Genomic DNA, 16,688 nt, shown 5'->3' on the forward strand with positions numbered 1-16,688 from the left:
CATTGAGGACATGGATAGCCTGCTGGACCTTGGCGGGGCCGGCATTGGGACCTGCTTCCACACTAGCCAGCACCCCGGCCGGTGTCCGTATTCCGTTAATAGGACGAAATGTTGCCTTCATCACGCCGGGCCCGCCGGGAGCCTGTGACACAGCATGCGGCGGCAGTCTGTGAGGGAATGGGTATGGGCAAAGGAGACGCCGCATTGCCGGTATTCTTTCTGGGGACCAACCACCAGCAGAACGGACCCCCTTGGTACAGATCGAACAGCTTGCCGCCCGCACTCCGGCAGTTTCGGTGGATGAGCTCCTCAAAGGTTTCTATCCATCGCCCCGGTTCGGCCAGGTTTCATTTTCCAGCTACCGCCCCGATCCCAAGCAGCCCAGCCAGTCTGCAGCCGTCAGGGCACTCGAGGGGTTTGCCGACGGCGTTGGCTCCGCGGGCGGGGGCGGACTGTTCAAGAAGTTCTTCGCGAAGAAGGATGAGTCCCGCGCCGGCATTTACCTCGACGGCGGGTTCGGCGTCGGCAAGACCCACCTTCTGGCCTCGCTGTGGCACGCCTCGCCCGGCCCCAAAGCCTTCGGTACCTTCGTGGAGTACACCAACCTGGTGGGCGCCCTGTCCTTCCGCAAGACGGTGGACGCGCTCAGCAGCTACAAGCTCGTTTGCATCGATGAGTTCGAACTCGACGATCCCGGCGACACCGTCCTCATGTCCCGGCTGATGCGGGAACTGGCAGACGCCGGGGTGAAACTTGCGGCCACCTCCAACACCCTCCCCGGTTCGCTGGGCGACGGCAGGTTCGCGGCGGTGGATTTCCAGCGCGAAATCCAGGTCCTCGCGGACCAGTTCGACGTCCTGCGGATCGACGGGGAAGACTTCCGGCACCGCGGGCTGCCGGCAGCGCCGGCACCGCTGAAGAACAATGAACTGTCCTCGCACATGAAAGCGGAATTCGACGGGAAGACGGTGGCCCAGGACGAATTCAGCACGTTGATCCACCACCTTGCAGGGGTGCACCCCAGCCGCTACCGCCAGCTGATTGACGGCATTGACGGGGTGGTGTGGCGCAACGTCCACACCATCACTGAGCAGGCGGTGGCGCTGAGGTTCGTGGTGCTTGCTGACAGGCTCTACGACAAGGATGTCCCCATCCTCGCCAGCGGGGTGCCGTTCGACCAGCTGTTCACGGAGGAAATGATGACGGGCGGCTACATGAAGAAGTACTTCCGCGCCGTCTCCCGGCTCACCGCACTGGCCCGCGAAGGCCAAAACCACGAACCCTCCTAGCGGAGGTACAGCCTGGTAAGCCTGCTGCTCCGGGACTGTGCGGCTTCAGCACCAGGCGAACCGCCAGCCCGGCGGCGAGGGCCCAAAACGCCGACCCGATACCGGCGAAAGCAAGGCCCGAGGCCGCCAGCGCGGCAGAAACGGCACCGGCAAGGGTTCCCAGGAGTGCAAGGCCGGCCACTGCCTCGAGCATGCCGGCCGGTGCGGCGGTCACCAGGGCCACCAGCGCAGCGGAGAACGCAGCCAGCACAAGGTAGGCAAATCCGGACGTGAAGCCGGCAACCCACCGGCGGTGCCGGTCCGGACCTGCCTCCTCACCCGCTGCCAGGGCGGCGCTGAGCGCTGCCAGATTGACGGCGTGGGCGCCGAACCCAGCTGCCGCCGCGGTACCGGCGCCGGTCACCAGCATGGCCGGACGCCACGGGGTGTCGTAGCCGAAGGACCGGAGGACAGCCACGCCGGGAACGTTCTGTGACGCCATCGTCACCACAAACAGGGGAAGAGCAATACCCGCCATCGCCTGCAGGCTGAAGGCCGGCGCGGTCCAGGCCAGGCCTGGAAGGATCTCCCCGTCACCCAGGGTGGTGCCCCCTGCGGCCAGGGAAATGCCGATCACGGCGAGGGCCACCAGCAGGGCTGCCGGCACGGACCAGCGGGGCGCCAGCTTCATCATCAGCAGCCAGCACAGTATGACCGGCGCGATGAACAGCGGAACAGTCCCCAGCGCCTTGAAGGGGGCAAGGCAGAGCTGCAGCAGGACGCCGGCAAGCATAGCCTGCGCAAGGGTTGCAGGGATCCTCGCCATCAGCCGGCCCAGGGCAGGCACCAAACCTGTCATGGCAATCAGTACCCCGGTGGCAAGGAAGGCCCCGACGGCGGCTGGCCACCCGCCGTCGACCGCTCCGGACGTTGCCAGCAGGGCAGCGCCGGGCGTGGACCACGCAAGTGTCACCGGCACTTTGGAACGCCACGCAAGCCAGAGCACCCCCAGGCCCACGGCCACGGTCACCGCCAGCAGTCCGGACGCTGCCTGCTCAGGGCTGGCACCCACTGCCCTGAGCCCGGCCAGCACCACGGCGAAGGACGACGTGAAGCCCACCAGCGCAGTGACAATGCCCGCCACAATTGGCCGGGAGTCGAGCCGGGACTGCCCGGGTGGCTGGTGTGCCGTGGTGAAGGTAGGGGATTTCGCCATACGGGCAGGTTACCCGCCGTCTTTCGCGAACCCTTCATCGGCCCTGACATGCCGGTTAAACGCCAAAGGTGCAGGTGCCGCCTCCCGGCGGGACCTGCACCCCCTTGACGTGCTAGGGCAAGACCCTGGCCAAATCCTGTTAAGGAGTCCTGTCAGCCGGCGGAACCGGGTTGACGGGAGTTGCCGGCGGAACCTGCTCGGCGGCAGGTGCCTGTCCCGGGGTTCCGTTCTTGTCAATGAGCTTGGAAGCGCCATCCTGGACCTTGTTGACGTGGCCCGAGTACTTGCCTCCGGTCTTGGTGTCCACAAAATCACCGGCCTTGTTGATGCCGTTCTTGATGGCCTGCTCGTTGCCGCGGATGAGACCCTGAGCCTTGCCCTTTAGATCGTCAATCAGTCCCACGAGCACCTCCCTTCAATCGCGGAGCCAGGTCGCTCCTCCGCATTCGATCCTAGCGCCGCCGGGAAGGCATGCCAAGGAAATCGGGGGTTCCGGGCGTTCGCCCGCAGCGGATGCCGTTCCGCCAACGGGATCGCTCTGTCTGCTGTGGCTGCCGCGGTGTGGGAACGCCCGGTGATGGCTCGTTGGGGGAGGGGTGGCCGGGCAAGAAAAAAGCAGCTCCCGGGGGAGCTGCTGGATGTGGGCGATACTGGGATCGAACCAGTGACCTCTTCCGTGTCAGGGAAGCGCGCTACCGCTGCGCCAATCGCCCGGAACCGGAAGACCGGCTTATGGGATTGTGAAAACAAGAGAGCGGACGACGAGATTCGAACTCGCGACATCCACCTTGGCAAGGTGGTGCTCTACCAGCTGAGCTACGTCCGCAAATATGGAGTACGTTCCGGCCGGGGCCGGGCGAACTGCCTGAAGCAAGTTTCCTTGCTTGGTGGGCGATACTGGGATCGAACCAGTGACCTCTTCCGTGTCAGGGAAGCGCGCTACCGCTGCGCCAATCGCCCATGTCCATCCGGGTATTATCCGGAAACCATGGTTTTCACCGAGGTGGGTACGGGATTCGAACCCGTGTATACGGCTTTGCAGGCCGCTGCCTCGCCTCTCGGCCAACCCACCGTGTAAGCGTCGATTCCGAAGAACTTTTGCTGTGACAGTGTCCTGCGAGCGGACGACGAGATTCGAACTCGCGACATCCACCTTGGCAAGGTGGTGCTCTACCAGCTGAGCTACGTCCGCATTTTGGAGGCTGATTCCCTGCCGTTCCCGGCATTTCCTCGCGTTCCAACGAGTAAAAACAATATAGGAGGTTCAAGGATTCTCCAAATCGCCGGCGCCCCAATCACCCTTTGTGTCCGCCCTTCCCAGCAATGGCGCGGTTTCCGCCTACTTACAGCCGTGTAATTCACGACGACGGATGTGTGACCTGGGTGCTGCGTCCGGCAGATTCGCGGGACGCGCGCGCTTGCTGCCGGCGTCCGGGATAGCTGTGCGGGCGGCGATTTTTGAATTGGGTGCGGCGTCGGCTAGCATTCAAGTGCACCAGGGCGATTGGCGCAGTGGTAGCGCGCTTCGTTCACACCGAAGAGGTCACTGGTTCGAACCCAGTATCGCCCACCGCACAAAGGTCCGTTTCCGCTCGCAGCGGAAGCGGACCTTTTTTGTGCGCGGATCCTTGCCTGCAGATTTTGTCGGCCCCCTGTGAAAGAGTTTTTTCCATGACAGCTCCACTCCTCGCCCACGCCACCGAATACGGCCGGATGTACGCCCGCTCAACGTCGGAGCAGTTTTCGGTTCCGTCCATCACCACTGTTATCAGCCAGCAGCCGCATGGGCTGGATGGCTGGTTCGGGTATATGGGCGCCAGCAGCCTGGCAAAAGATCCGCTGCTGGCGGACTGCCTGGGAAGCCCCGCCAAAATCCGCCAGGCTGTCAGCCGCGCTGCCAAGGCAGCCGAGACCTATCGGGACGACGCCGCCAGGCGAGGGGACCGCGTGCACAACTACTGCGAGCAGGTGGCCCTCCGCGCCCTGGGGCGCCCGCACGCCATGAAGGAAGCCCGCGAGGCCCTGGCCGCCAACGGGGAGGAAGCCTTCGCAGTGCGCTTTGACGAGTGGTGGGAGCTGTTCCGGGTGGAACCCATCGCGCCGGAAATCACCGTGTGGAACAACGCGGTGGGGTATGCGGGAACCCTGGACCTGGTGGCCCGCATCAACGGCCGCGTTTGCCTCATCGACTACAAAACCAAAGGCACCACCCGGGACGGACTGGTTAAACCGCTCGATGACAAGGTGGTGATGCAGCTCGTCGCCGGGATGAAGGCGGAAGAGAGCCTGGTTGATCCCGAGGCCGGCACCTGGGAACCGTGGAAATACGGTGAGGACCCCGTCCTGCTGGCGGTGGCTATCGGCGAAACCGAAGTCCGTCCCGTGCGGGCCAACCCCGACGTCCTCAAGCACCACTGGTGGAAGTTCTGTGCCCTGCGGCGGGTGTGGGAGCTCAACGCGGATACCATCAGCGCCGGTGCCGCGCTGCTTCCCATCGCACCACCGCCGCTGGCCCAGGTGCGCACTGCCTAGCGCTCCGTCTGTATTTGGTATGTCTGCGGACCAGATGACTGCGCCTAAACTGGACAGGTCCCCTTTACCGCCAACTGTAAGGAATTACTGCGCATGGCTATCCTGAATATCCGCATCATCGGCGATCCTGTGTTGCGCACAGTGGCCGATCCCGTGACGGATTTCGGGCCGGAGCTGGCCAAGCTGGTGGCGGACATGACCGAAACCATGGAGGACGTGGACGGCGCAGGGCTGGCCGCGCCCCAGGTCGGCATCAGCCAGCGCGTCTTTACCTACCGGATTGGCGGCGTGGAAGGCCACATCATCAACCCCGTCCTGGAAAACAGCGGTGACTACCAGGAGGACCAGGTGGAGGGCTGCCTGTCCATCCCCGGCCTCGGTTTTCCCGTGCGGCGTTTCCGCTCCACCCGCGTGACCGGCGTGGACATGCACGGAAACCCCGTCACGGTGGAAGGTGAAGGGATGCTGGCACGGTGCTTCCAGCATGAGAACGACCACCTGGACGGCATCCTTTACACCGACCGCCTGGAGGGGGAGGACCGCAAGGCCGCCCTGCGGTCAATCCGGAACGCCAACTACGGCTCTGTTACCGAGCGGACGGCAGCCAAACGGGCCAAAACGGTCGGGTCCAGTTTCGGCGGCTCCACACCCGGGTCAAGTTTCGGTGCCGGAGCGGCCGGTAACGCCGGGTGAGGGTCCTGTTTGCGGGAACCCCCGCAGTCGCCGTCCCGTCCCTTGATGCGCTGGTGGAGGCAGGGTTCGACGTCGTCGCCGTGCTGACCCGTCCCGACGCCCCCGTGGGCCGCAAGCGTGTCCTGACGCCGTCGCCCGTGGCTGCGCGCGCCGCCGAGCTCGGCATCGAGGTCATCCGCGCAGCGCGCGTGGACGCCGAGGCGACGGCCAGGATTTCCGGGGTAAACCCGGACGTGGCCGCCATCGTGGCCTACGGCGGGCTGGTTCCGCCCGCAGCCCTGGCCGTTCCCCGGTACGGCTGGGTCAACCTGCACTTCTCCCTTCTGCCGGCCTGGCGCGGAGCCGCACCCGTGCAGCGTGCCGTCATGGCCGGGGACGACGTCACCGGGGCCGTGACGTTCCTGCTGGAAGAGGGGCTGGATACGGGTCCTGTTTTCGGCACCCTGACCGAATCCGTTGGCCCAGAGGACACCGCCGGGGAACTCCTGGAAAGGCTGTCCCGGAGCGGGGCGGTCCTCCTGGCCCAGACGCTGACCGCCATTGAGGCCGGCAAAGCGGCGCCGCAGCCGCAGGCAGGAGAGGTTTCCCTGGCGCCCAAGCTGACCCTTGAGGACGGCCACCTCAACTGGAGCCATCCCGCGCTTGCCATCGGCCGGCAGGCGCGTGGCGTCACTCCGGAACCGGGGGCATGGACGGTCCTGGACGGACAGCGGGTCAAACTGGAACCCGTCCGGCTGCGGCCCGATGTCACCCATCTTGCGCCGGGGGCACTGTCGCTCCACGGCAAGAGCGTTCTGGTGGGCACGGGCTCCCATGCCGTGGAACTAACCCGGATCCAGCCTGCGGGCAAAAAGATGATGGCCGCTGCTGATTGGGCACGCGGCATGGCTTCCCTTGAAAGCGTGGTGTTCGAATGAGCGGGTCCGGCGGCAATCCAGGCGGGCGCGGCAGCGGCGGTCAGGGCAACACAGGCAGAGGCAACACCGGGAAAGACGGCATGGGGCAGGGCCGGGGCAAAGGCGGACCCCGTGACAACAGCCGTCGAAACGCCCAGGGCCGTGAACGCAACCGCGGACCGCAGCGGAGCTTCACGGACAACGCCCCCTCCCAGCGCACCCGCCGGGCCGATCCCGCCCGGCTTGTGGCCTTTGAAGTCCTGCGGGCCGTGGCGGCTGAGGACGCCTACGCCAACCTTGTCCTGCCGGCGCGGATCCGCCACCACGGGCTGGACAAGCGCGACGCCGGATTCGCCACCGAACTGACGTACGGTGCCCTGCGCGGCCAAGGCACCTACGACGCCATCCTGGCCCGCTGCGTAGACCGCCCGCTGGACCAGCTGGATCCCGCCATCCTGGACGCCCTCCGCATCGGAGCGCACCAGCTGCTGGCCATGCGCGTACCGGCCCACGCGGCCCTGGACCAGACCGTCGGCCTGGCGCGCGCCGTGATCGGAGCAGGCCCGTCCGCCCTTATCAACGCTGTGCTGCGCAAAGTTGCCGCGCACCCCCTGGACGAGTGGCTGGACAAGCTCGTGGCGGGCGAAACCGACGCAACGAAGATCGCGGCGCTGCGCTATGCCCACCCCGAATGGATCGTCCGGGCCATGCGCCAGTCCCTGGTTGCACACGGCCGCTCCGCCGATGAAATCCAGGACCTGCTGGAGGCGGACAACGCAGCTCCCGTGGTCAACCTGGTAGCCCTCCCCGGCCTTGGCAACCTGGACGAGGCACTGGAGCACGGCGCTGCTCCGGGCGAACTCGTTGAGGGCTCCGCGCTTTCCAGCGGCGGAGACCTGGGACGGTTCTCCTCGGTCCGGGAAGGAACCACCCGCGTCCAGGACGTTGGCTCGCAGCTGGTGGCCCGGGCCATGGCATCGGTCGATCTTGGCGGGCCGGCAGGCGGACCTGGCGATGGAAAAGCCGAGGCGTGGCTGGACCTCTGTGCCGGCCCCGGCGGAAAGGCCGCCCTGCTGGGCGCACTGGCGAAGCAACGGGGCGCCACGCTCCTGGCCAATGAGCCCGCCCCGCACCGCGCCAAGCTGGTAAGCCGGGCCCTCGCCGCCGTCCCGCGGGAAACCTGGCAGGTCCGGACCGGCGACGGCCGCGAGCTCGGCACCGAAAAGCCCGGCTCCTTTGACCGCGTCCTGGTGGACGTTCCCTGCAGCGGACTGGGCGCCTTGCGGCGCCGGCCCGAATCCCGCTGGCGCCGGTCGCCCAAGGACCTGGCGGACCTTGGCCCGCTGCAGCGCGAACTCCTGGCCTCGGCCCTGGCAGCCGTGCGGCCCGGGGGCGTGGTGGCCTACGTGACGTGTTCGCCGCATCCGGCGGAGACGACGGCCGTGGTTGCCGACGCCCTCCGGAAGCGTGAGGACCTGGAGCTCCTGGACGCCGGGGCGGCGCTGGATGCCGTCAGCCTTCCGGGGAAGCTGGACGCGGGCCACGAGTCCACGGCTCAGCTCTGGCCGCACATCCATGGCACTGACGCCATGTTCCTGGCACTCATCCACAAAAAGGCCCAGGCGCAAGCAACAACAGACCAGTGAAAGGCAACCCCGTGACGCAATGCTGCATCAACCCGAGCATCCTCTCCGCCGACTTCGTCAACCTGGAGGCCGAACTGCAGCGCATCAGGACCGCTGACGCCGTGCATGTGGATGTCATGGACAACCACTTCGTCCCCAACCTGACCATCGGACTGCCCGTGGTGCAGCGCATCCAGGCTGTCAGCCCCGTCCCCCTCGACGCGCACCTCATGATCGCCGACGCCGACCGGTGGGCGCCCGGCTTTGCGGACGCCGGCCTGGCCTCGGTCACCTTCCATGCCGAAGCATCGATTGCCCCGGTGAAGCTGGCGCGCGAACTTCGCAGCAGGGGGTCAAAAGCGGGGATGGCGCTTCGGCCCGCCACCCCTGTAGAGCCGTACCTGGACATGCTCTCCGAGCTGGACATGCTGCTCATCATGACCGTTGAGCCCGGGTTCGGTGGACAGGCCTTCCTGGACCTCACCCTGCCCAAGATCCGGCGGGCAAGGGCAGCCATCGACGGGTCCGGAGCCGGCGTGGCCATCCAGGTTGACGGCGGCATCACGGAGGAAACGATTGTCCGGGCAGCAGAAGCCGGCGCCACTGTTTTTGTTGCCGGCTCCGCTGTTTACGGTGCTGACGATCCCGCCGCAGCCATTGAACGGCTCCGCGACCAGGGCAGCCGTCCATTACGTGCGGCGTCCGCGGAATAGCCGGGAGCCCGCGACTGTTATGGCACAATAGCAACACACATACGTGCTCCGGGGTCGGTGTAAGTCCGAACCGGCGGTGACAGTCCGCGACCCGCGAGCCGGTGCCTTCCGCAAGGAAAGCCCGGCAGACGGTTGAACCGGTGAAATTCCGGTACCGACAGTTAAAGTCTGGATGAGAGAAGCACGTACAGCTGTATCTGTGGGGCCGTCCCGGTCCCGCAGCCTTCTGCTGTCGTATACCCCCGGAGCCATCGCGGTTCGAGAGGGAAGGAACGACACAGCATGAACCCCCAGCGATGGCTCTTGACTGCCGAACGTCCCGCCGCTTCAGCGCAGGACGCAGCCGCGGCGATGGTCGCGGCATGACGGCGGCCAACCAGTTTCTTGGAACCGGCGCCGCCGCCACCGCCCTCCATCCGGGCCACCCGCTCCAGCCCGCCGACGGTGTGGTGACCGCCTTCAGCGCCGGCGAGACCCGGGCCATGGAGGCTGCACTGCAAGCAGCCCTGCGGGGCCCGCGCGGGGCCAACCCCCTGGTGGGCGCCGTCGTCGTCGATCCTGCCGGCAACCACCTCATCACCGGGTTCCACCGCGGTGCCGGCACCGCGCACGCGGAGGCCGATGCCATAGCCCAGGCGGCAGCTGCGGGCCTGGACCTTTCGGGCTGCACCATGCTGGTGACGCTGGAGCCCTGCGACCACCTGGGACGCACCGGCCCGTGCACACAGGCGATCATCGCCGCAGGCATCACGGACGTGGTGTACGCCGTGGACGACCCGCATGACCCGGCAGCAGGTGGAGCGGCAACGCTGCGTGCCGCCGGCGTGCGCGTCCGCAGCGGCCTGGGAGCTGCTGAATCCCTGGACCTGAACAGGCAGTGGTTCGAAGCGGTGACGGCAAAGCGGCCCTTCGTCACCCTCCACATTGCCCAGACCCTGGACAGCCGCATCGCTGCCCAGGACGGCACCAGCCAGTGGATCTCCAGCCCGGAATCCCTGGCGGACAACCACGCAATACGCGGGCGGATCGACGCCATCCTGGTGGGGACCCAGACCGTCCTGGTGGACAACCCCCGGCTCACCGCCCGCGACCCGAAGGGAACACCGGCGCCGAACCAGCCGGTACGGGCTGTCATGGGGCTGCGGGACGTCCCCGGCGGGGCCGCCGTGCGCGGAACGGACGGGCGCGTCACGCACCTGCGCACCCGCGACCCCCACGAGGCGTTGTCCCTGCTCTATGCGTCCGGGACACGCCACCTGATGGTGGAAGGAGGCTCGCGCATCCTGAGCGCCTTCCTCGCCGCCGGGCTTGTCGATGAACTCATCGTGTACCTGGCGCCCACCCTGCTCGGCTCCGGCACCTCCGCCCTGGACGGCCTTGGAATCACCACCCTCGGCGATGCCCAGCAGTGGGAATGGGACGAGTCCGACGGCGGTGCCGTGCGCAAGCTGGGCCGCGACCTAAGACTTCACCTAAGACCGCAACGAACCGTTGCCCTAGACCCCCAACCATCCCGCGTAACCGCGGAGCAAGCCCAGGAAGGCCACTGATGTTTACCGGAATTATTGCCGAACAAGGGCGCGTTCTGTCCGTCGAGAGGGACGGGGAAACCAGCGCCACCCTCCGGCTGCACGCGCCCGGCAGCACTGAAGGGCTCGCCCTGGGCGGCTCGGTCGCCGTCAACGGGGTCTGCCTTACGGCCACCGAAATCAACGGCACGGAATTCAGTGTGGATGTGATGGGCGAGACCCTGGTCCGCAGCACCATCGGGGAACTGGCCCCTGGCGACTCCGTCAACCTTGAGCGCTGCGTTCCCGCGGGCGGCCGGCTGGACGGGCATGTGGTGCAGGGCCATGTTGACGGCGTCGGCGTGCTGCTGGAACGGGAAGCCCTGGGCAACTGGGAGCGGCTCCGGTTCGGCGTGCCAGCCAACCTGGCCCGCTACATCGCGGAAAAGGGCTCCATCGCCATCGACGGCGTCTCCCTTACCGTCACCGCCGTCAGCGACGCAGCCGAGCGTAAACCCTGGTTCGAAGTCGGCCTGATTCCCACCACCCTGGCCGAGACCGGGCTGGGTTCCAAGACCACGGGCAGCCGGGTCAACCTTGAGGCGGATGTCCTGGCCAAGTACACCGAACGCCTGCTTGCCTTCAGCACACCAGCGTCTGCTGTCCTTGATGGAGGTGCACCGTGAACGCCGTTCTCCGGCTCGAGCCCGAGGCGCCGCAAACAGGCGCTGAACCTGCCCCGGGTACCCGCGGACTGGACTCCATCGAGGCAGCCGTGCAGGCCATGGCCGCCGGCAGGCCGGTGCTTGTGGTGGACAACGAGGACCGCGAAAACGAAGGCGACATCATCTTCGCGGCGCAGCATGCCACCCCCGCGTTGATGGGATGGACCATCCGCCACAGTTCCGGCGTCATCTGCGTTCCGCTGTCCGGGGACCGGGCGGATGCCCTTGCGCTGCCTCCCATGGTGGCGGTCAACGAGGACGCCAAGGGGACCGCCTACACCGTTTCCTGCGACGCCGCCCTCGGTGTCAGCACAGGGATCTCCGCCACGGACCGGGCCCTCACCGCCCGGGTCCTGGCGGACCCCCACGCCGTGCCGGCGTCCCTGACCCGGCCTGGGCATATATTCCCCCTCCGTGCAGTTGACGGTGGTGTGCGGGAACGTCCCGGCCACACCGAGGCCGCGGTGGACCTGTGCCGCCTGGCCGGCCTCGAGCCGGTGGGCGTGATTGCAGAAGTTGTATATGACGACGGCGAGATGATGCGCCTGGACGGGCTCCTGACCTTTGCAGCTGAGCACGGCTGTCCCCTGATCTCCATTGAGGATCTGGCGGCCTACCTCGCAGCGGGGGGAAGCGAACCCACGAAGAGCGCCCGCAAGGTTCGGGGCGGCAAGAAGGAGACACGATGACCTCTTCGACAGCCCGCGGCAGCGGTTCGCCGAACGGCCACGGGACTTCCCCGAACAGCCACCGGAGTTCCCCGAACAGCCACGGACCCGCCGTCAACGGGGAGGAGCGCAGCGGCAGCGGCGTGGTACCTCATCCCGTCAGCGCCGGCCCGGTAGTGCAGCTGCCCACGGCCTTCGGTGATTTTGTGGCGCAGGCCTGGACGGACCTGGTCACCGGCGTTGAACACCTGGCCGTCAGTTCACCCAACCCGCCCAAGGACGGTAAAGCTCCCCTTGTCCGGCTGCACTCGGAATGCCTGACCGGCGACATTTTTGGCTCCTACCGCTGCGATTGCGGGGAGCAGCTTGCCTTCGCCCTGGAAATGATCCAGCAAAACGGCGGGACGCTGCTCTACCTGCGCGGGCAGGAAGGCCGGGGCATTGGCCTGGCCAACAAGATCAAGGCCTACGCGCTGCAGGAGGCGGGCTTTGACACGGTGGAGGCCAACGAACAGCTGGGGCTTCCCGTGGATGCCCGCTCCTACAACGCCGCGGCGCAGGTCCTGGCGGAAATGGGCCTCCATGAGGTGCGGCTCCTGAGCAACAACCCGGACAAGCAGAACAGGCTTGCCCGGGCGGGCGTAAAGGTTGTGGAGATGGTTCCCACAGAGGTGCCCTCCCGCGATGAGAACATCCGCTACCTGCGGACCAAGAAGGACCGCATGGAACACCGGCTGCTGCTGGACACCCATGTGGTTGCGGTTCCCGTCACCACCCCGGAAACCTTCGAGCACGAACAAGACTGACGTGCTGCGGCACACCACCAACCGCAGCACCGGCAAGACACACCACCACGACTGAACGGAACAGACTGACCCATGAGCGGACACGGCGCCCCCGATATCGACCTCAGCACCCTCAACCCCGCAGAAACGTCGCAGCTGCGGCTGGCGATCGTGGCGGCAAGCTGGCACACCCAGATTATGGACGGGCTGCTGGACGGCGCCCTCCGGGCGGCGAAGGACGCCGGCATTGCCGAACCCACCGTCCTGCGCGTTCCCGGCAGCTTCGAGCTGCCGGTCGCTGCCGCCCGGCTCGCACCGCACTTCGACGCCGTCGTTGCCCTCGGCGTCGTGATCCGCGGCGGAACCCCGCACTTTGACTACGTGTGCCAGGCAGCGACGTCGGGACTCACCGACGTCAGTGTGCGCACTGGCGTCCCCGTGGGCTTCGGCGTCCTGACGTGCGACACCGAGCAGCAGGGCCTTGACCGGGCCGGCCTTCCCGGCTCCAAGGAGGACAAGGGCCACGAGGCCGTCACCGCGGCGCTGGCCACCGCCGTCGTACTCAAGCAGTACGGCAAATAGCGGACCCGGCAGGACGGGCGCGCGTGTGTATTCGCTCACATCGCGCCCGTCATGCAACGGCCCGGGAAGCGCCCCGTGGGCTGCAGCAAGTAGGCTGGAGGGCGTGAAGAATTTCGAGACGCTGTTCGCTGAGCTCAGCGAGAAGGCAGCCACCCGCCCGGAAGGCTCCCGCACCGTCGCTGAATTGGACTCCGGTGTCCACGGCATCGGCAAGAAAGTCGTTGAGGAAGCAGCCGAAGTCTGGATGGCTGCCGAATATGAATCCGATGAAGCCGCGGCAGAGGAAATCTCCCAGCTGCTGTACCACCTGCAGGTTCTGATGCTCGCCAAAGGCCTGACCCTGGAAGACGTCTACAAGCATCTGTAGCCACCGGCCCGGCGCGCTACAAGCCGCCGGTGCCCGCCGTGGCCTGCATTGCCTGAACACCTAGACCTCCCCAAACCAGAAAGACCCCAATGCTGCGAGTAGCCGTCCCCAACAAGGGCTCCCTGTCCGAAGCCGCCTCCGCCATGCTGTCCGAGGCCGGCTACCGCCAGCGCCGGGACACCCGCGAACTGGTCATGGTGGACCCGGACAACGACATCGAGTTCTTCTTCCTCCGCCCCCGCGACATTGCGGTGTACGTCGGGCAGGGAACGCTCGACGTCGGCATCACCGGACGCGACCTGCTCCTGGACGCCGAGGTGGAGGCCGAAGAGCTGCTTCCGCTGGGCTTCGCTGCCTCGACGTTCCGCTTCGCGGGCCCCGTGGGTGACTTTGCCAAAGTCGAGGAGCTTGAGGGCAAGCGGCTGGCCACCAGCTACGACGGCCTGCTCCGCGGCTACCTCGCCGGGAAGGGCATCAACGCCAAGGTTGTCCGGCTGGACGGTGCCGTTGAGTCATCGGTCAGGCTGGGCGTGGCAGACGCCATCGCCGATGTTGTGGAAACCGGCAACACCCTGAAAGCTGCCGGCATGGAAATCTTCGGCGATCCCATCCTGAAGTCCGAGGCCGTGCTGATCCGCCGCACCGGCGAAGGCGGCGCCGCGAACGGCACAGCCAAGGAGATCGAAGTCCTGATCCGCCGCCTGCAGGGCGTGCTGGTGGCTCGCCAGTATGTGCTGATGGACTACGACATCCGCAAGGAACTTGTGGAAAGTGCCGCTGCCCTGACCCCCGGCCTTGAATCACCCACCGTCTCCCCGCTGCGGGATTCGGACTGGGTGGCAGTCCGCTCCATGGTGCCCAAGAAGGAAACCAACCGGATCATGGACGAGCTCTACGACCTCGGCGCCCGCGCCATCCTGGTCAGCAGCATCCACGCCTGCCGCATCTGAGCCGGCCCCCGCAGTACCAACCCGCGCCCTAACAACCCAGCGCAGCAAAAGACAGAATTTCCAGGAGTTCCCATGGCAGTAGCAGTACGCGTCATTCCCTGCCTCGACGTGGACGCCGGACGCGTCGTCAAAGGCGTTAACTTCGAAGGCCTCCGGGACGCCGGCGATCCCGTTGAGCTCGCCCACCGCTACGACAACGCCGGTGCGGATGAGCTGACCTTCCTTGATGTCACGGCGTCCTCAGGGAACCGGGAGACCACCTTTGACGTGGTCCGCCGGACTGCAGAGGAAGTCTTTATCCCGTTGTGCGTGGGCGGAGGCGTCCGGGGCGTGGCAGAGGTGGACAGGCTGCTGCGCTACGGGGCCGACAAAGCCTCGATCAACACCGCAGCGGTTGCGCGGCCCGACGTTATCGACGAGATCACCCGGCACTTTGGTTCCCAGGTCCTTGTCCTGTCCCTTGATGCCCGCCGCACCCGCCCCGGGTCCCAGCCCACGCCGTCGGGCTTTGAAGTGACCACCCACGGCGGACGGACCGGCACCGGAATCGACGCCATTGAGTGGGCCAGGGAAGCCGCGGAACGCGGCGTGGGCGAGATCCTGCTCAACTCCATTGACGCTGACGGCACCAAGGACGGCTTCGACCTGGAACTTATCAGGCTGGTCCGGGCTGCGGTCAAGGTGCCCATCATCGCGTCCGGCGGAGCAGGGGAGCCTGCCCACTTCCCTCCGGCCGTCGCCGCGGGTGCCGACGCGGTGCTGGCAGCTTCCATCTTCCACTGGGGACCGGACAACATGATGTCCCAGGTTAAGGACGCGATCCGGAACGCGGGCTTCGAAGTCCGCTGAAGCGTGCCCTAACCCAACTGGGTAGCGTCAGGTGTCGTTATGAGGGCTCATAACGACGCCTGGCGCTACTTGGTTTGAGGGTTTAGAGGCCCACTTCTGCTGACTGGAGGAGCGCGACGGCGTCGGGCTGGCCTTCGAAAGTCACCAGGGCATGGCGCGTGCGGCCATGGGCGTGCATCAGCAGCTCGCCCGGTTCGCCCACGATGGCCACCGAAACAGGTGCGCGCTTGGCGACGTGCCGGGGCCCGGACGGCCGGACCAGGACGATTCCCAGGTCGACGCCGCGGTAAAGGATCGCGGCGCGCTTGACCAGCTCGTCCCAGAGGGCCTCCGAGTAGGCCTCGTCGAGTGCCCGCGGCGCCCACCGGTCAACTGCCCGGCGGATATCCTCCGTGTGCACGAAGTACTCAATGAGGTTGGCGCTTTCATCGAGGGTCCTGATGTTCATCGGCGAGAGCGCCGGCGGGCCTGCCCGGAACGTGTTGACCAGCTTTGCATAGGCTTCGGCAGTGGTCAGCTTCGCCGCGAGCCTGGCAGTGGCCTGGTCCGAGGCTTTGGCCAGGCGTTTGATAATCAGGCCCAGCCCCACGGCTGCTTTGCGTTCGCGCAGGTACAGGTGCGCGGCAAGGTCCCTGGTGCGCCAGCCCTTGCACAGCGTGGGCGCATCAGGACCGGCCGCAAGCAGGGTCTCGGCCAGGACTTCTCGGGACGGTTCGACGAAATGCATCACTTGTGAAACTAGCATGACCGGCGCGGAGTTGGGCAGCGCGGCCACCCCTGCTGGCGTGCCGTCGTTCACACACGTTCGGGGCCGCGGGACAGGCACTAGACTTGACCTGATGTCTGAGTACCCCGCCCCCGTCCCTGACCCCGGCCCCGCCGTGCCTGTGGCTGCCCCGCCCAGCCCGGCCGCCGCCCCATCGCCAAGCCCGCTTCCCGTGGACTTGGCCGCCGCGCTCAAGCGTGACAGCGCCGGCCTGGTGGCCGCGGTGGTGCAGCAGTACGACACCAACGAGGTCCTGATGCTTGGCTGGATGGACGACGAAGCGCTGCGCCGCACCATGACCACCGGGCGGGTCACCTTCTACTCGCGCTCCCGCCAGGAATACTGGCGCAAGGGCGACACCTCCGGGCACGTGCAGTGGGTCAAGTCAGTGGCAATGGACTGCGACGGCGACGCGCTGCTGGTACGGGTGGACCAGGTGGGCGCAGCATGCCACACCGGCACCCGCACCTGCTTCGACGGCCGGGACCTCGCTGTCACCACCGGCCAGGCCGGCTGAAACTCTCTGGCTGAAACTCTTCAGGACC

General features: G+C 66.8%; 18 protein-coding genes, 6 tRNA genes and 1 riboswitch. Of the genes, 16 read left to right on the forward strand and 8 right to left on the reverse strand.

Annotated elements, in window-relative coordinates; translation table 11 throughout:
* Positions 1-251 precede the first annotated feature (251 nt).
* Positions 252-1,289: a cell division protein ZapE gene (gene zapE / locus ABRP28_RS03925; protein ID WP_350002271.1), complete on the forward strand. Its 1,038-nt coding sequence runs from the start codon at positions 252-254 to the stop codon at positions 1,287-1,289.
* Here zapE and ABRP28_RS03930 read toward each other — a convergent pair.
* From ABRP28_RS03930 to ABRP28_RS03960, 7 genes are all read right to left on the reverse strand, one after another.
* The gene (locus tag ABRP28_RS03930; protein ID WP_350002272.1) at positions 1,246-2,484 is read right to left on the reverse strand and encodes a benzoate/H(+) symporter BenE family transporter; all 1,239 of its coding nucleotides are present in this window, start codon (positions 2,482-2,484) and stop codon (positions 1,246-1,248) included. The genes zapE and ABRP28_RS03930 overlap by 44 nt on opposite strands.
* 139 nt (positions 2,485-2,623) lie before the next feature.
* Positions 2,624-2,887: an antitoxin gene (locus ABRP28_RS03935; protein ID WP_350002273.1), complete on the reverse strand. Its 264-nt coding sequence runs from the start codon at positions 2,885-2,887 to the stop codon at positions 2,624-2,626.
* Between the two features lie 238 nt (positions 2,888-3,125).
* Positions 3,126-3,197: transfer RNA gene (locus tag ABRP28_RS03940), tRNA-Val, on the reverse strand.
* A 40-nt stretch (positions 3,198-3,237) separates the two neighbouring features.
* A tRNA-Gly gene (locus ABRP28_RS03945) sits at positions 3,238-3,310 on the reverse strand.
* Between the two features lie 59 nt (positions 3,311-3,369).
* Positions 3,370-3,444: transfer RNA gene (locus ABRP28_RS03950), tRNA-Val, on the reverse strand.
* A 41-nt stretch (positions 3,445-3,485) separates the two neighbouring features.
* Positions 3,486-3,556 (reverse strand) — tRNA-Cys (locus ABRP28_RS03955).
* 47 nt (positions 3,557-3,603) lie between these two features.
* Positions 3,604-3,676 (reverse strand) — tRNA-Gly (locus ABRP28_RS03960).
* 306 nt (positions 3,677-3,982) lie between these two features.
* Between ABRP28_RS03960 and ABRP28_RS03965 the strand changes: the two genes are divergently transcribed.
* The 14 genes from ABRP28_RS03965 to hisF all read left to right on the forward strand — a co-directional run bounded on the left by ABRP28_RS03965 (position 3,983) and on the right by hisF (position 15,377).
* A tRNA-Val gene (locus ABRP28_RS03965) sits at positions 3,983-4,054 on the forward strand.
* A 101-nt stretch (positions 4,055-4,155) separates the two neighbouring features.
* Complete coding sequence (locus ABRP28_RS03970) at positions 4,156-5,016, forward strand: cytochrome (protein ID WP_350002274.1); 861 nt, start codon at positions 4,156-4,158, stop codon at positions 5,014-5,016.
* Positions 5,017-5,109: 93 nt separating this feature from the next.
* On the forward strand, positions 5,110-5,709 hold the full coding sequence (def, locus tag ABRP28_RS03975) for a peptide deformylase (RefSeq protein WP_350002275.1): 600 nt from the start codon (positions 5,110-5,112) through the stop codon (positions 5,707-5,709).
* The gene (gene fmt / locus ABRP28_RS03980; protein ID WP_350002276.1) at positions 5,706-6,626 is read left to right on the forward strand and encodes a methionyl-tRNA formyltransferase; all 921 of its coding nucleotides are present in this window, start codon (positions 5,706-5,708) and stop codon (positions 6,624-6,626) included. The genes def and fmt overlap by 4 nt, the downstream gene beginning before the upstream one ends.
* On the forward strand, positions 6,623-8,251 hold the full coding sequence (locus tag ABRP28_RS03985) for an RsmB/NOP family class I SAM-dependent RNA methyltransferase (protein ID WP_374152919.1): 1,629 nt from the start codon (positions 6,623-6,625) through the stop codon (positions 8,249-8,251). The genes fmt and ABRP28_RS03985 overlap by 4 nt, the downstream gene beginning before the upstream one ends.
* Before the next feature lie 11 nt (positions 8,252-8,262).
* Complete coding sequence (gene rpe, locus ABRP28_RS03990; protein ID WP_350002395.1) at positions 8,263-8,943, forward strand: ribulose-phosphate 3-epimerase; 681 nt, start codon at positions 8,263-8,265, stop codon at positions 8,941-8,943.
* Between the two features lie 39 nt (positions 8,944-8,982).
* A riboswitch (FMN riboswitch) is annotated at positions 8,983-9,132 on the forward strand.
* A 293-nt stretch (positions 9,133-9,425) separates the two neighbouring features.
* On the forward strand, positions 9,426-10,493 hold the full coding sequence (ribD, locus tag ABRP28_RS03995; protein ID WP_350002396.1) for a bifunctional diaminohydroxyphosphoribosylaminopyrimidine deaminase/5-amino-6-(5-phosphoribosylamino)uracil reductase RibD: 1,068 nt from the start codon (positions 9,426-9,428) through the stop codon (positions 10,491-10,493).
* The gene (locus ABRP28_RS04000; RefSeq protein ID WP_350002277.1) at positions 10,493-11,137 is read left to right on the forward strand and encodes a riboflavin synthase; all 645 of its coding nucleotides are present in this window, start codon (positions 10,493-10,495) and stop codon (positions 11,135-11,137) included. The genes ribD and ABRP28_RS04000 overlap by 1 nt, the downstream gene beginning before the upstream one ends.
* Positions 11,134-11,865, forward strand: coding sequence for a 3,4-dihydroxy-2-butanone-4-phosphate synthase (ribB, locus tag ABRP28_RS04005; RefSeq protein ID WP_374152920.1), 732 nt, complete (start codon positions 11,134-11,136; stop codon positions 11,863-11,865). The genes ABRP28_RS04000 and ribB overlap by 4 nt, the downstream gene beginning before the upstream one ends.
* Positions 11,862-12,650 carry a GTP cyclohydrolase II gene (ribA, locus tag ABRP28_RS04010; protein ID WP_350002278.1) on the forward strand — a complete coding sequence of 263 codons (789 nt, stop codon included), beginning with the start codon at positions 11,862-11,864 and terminating at the stop codon, positions 12,648-12,650. The genes ribB and ribA overlap by 4 nt, the downstream gene beginning before the upstream one ends.
* Before the next feature lie 72 nt (positions 12,651-12,722).
* A complete protein-coding gene (gene ribH / locus ABRP28_RS04015; protein ID WP_104187712.1) occupies positions 12,723-13,211 on the forward strand; it encodes a 6,7-dimethyl-8-ribityllumazine synthase in 489 nt (162 codons plus the stop codon).
* Positions 13,212-13,314: 103 nt separating this feature from the next.
* On the forward strand, positions 13,315-13,578 hold the full coding sequence (locus tag ABRP28_RS04020; RefSeq protein ID WP_015936881.1) for a phosphoribosyl-ATP diphosphatase: 264 nt from the start codon (positions 13,315-13,317) through the stop codon (positions 13,576-13,578).
* 89 nt (positions 13,579-13,667) lie between these two features.
* Positions 13,668-14,528, forward strand: coding sequence for an ATP phosphoribosyltransferase (hisG, locus tag ABRP28_RS04025; protein ID WP_066275344.1), 861 nt, complete (start codon positions 13,668-13,670; stop codon positions 14,526-14,528).
* 72 nt (positions 14,529-14,600) lie between these two features.
* Positions 14,601-15,377, forward strand: coding sequence for an imidazole glycerol phosphate synthase subunit HisF (gene hisF / locus ABRP28_RS04030; RefSeq protein WP_350002279.1), 777 nt, complete (start codon positions 14,601-14,603; stop codon positions 15,375-15,377).
* A gap of 82 nt (positions 15,378-15,459) precedes the next feature.
* Here the strand turns inward: hisF and ABRP28_RS04035 are convergent, their stop codons facing one another.
* Complete coding sequence (locus tag ABRP28_RS04035) at positions 15,460-16,104, reverse strand: TIGR03085 family metal-binding protein (protein ID WP_350002280.1); 645 nt, start codon at positions 16,102-16,104, stop codon at positions 15,460-15,462.
* Between the two features lie 112 nt (positions 16,105-16,216).
* Between ABRP28_RS04035 and hisI the strand changes: the two genes are divergently transcribed.
* Positions 16,217-16,660 (forward strand): phosphoribosyl-AMP cyclohydrolase, encoded by a 444-nt coding sequence (hisI, locus tag ABRP28_RS04040; protein WP_350002281.1) that lies wholly within the window; start codon positions 16,217-16,219, stop codon positions 16,658-16,660.
* Positions 16,661-16,688: the final 28 nt, after the last annotated feature.

The organism is Pseudarthrobacter sp. WHRI 8279, assembly GCF_040224115.2.
Lineage (GTDB): Bacteria > Actinomycetota > Actinomycetes > Actinomycetales > Micrococcaceae > Arthrobacter.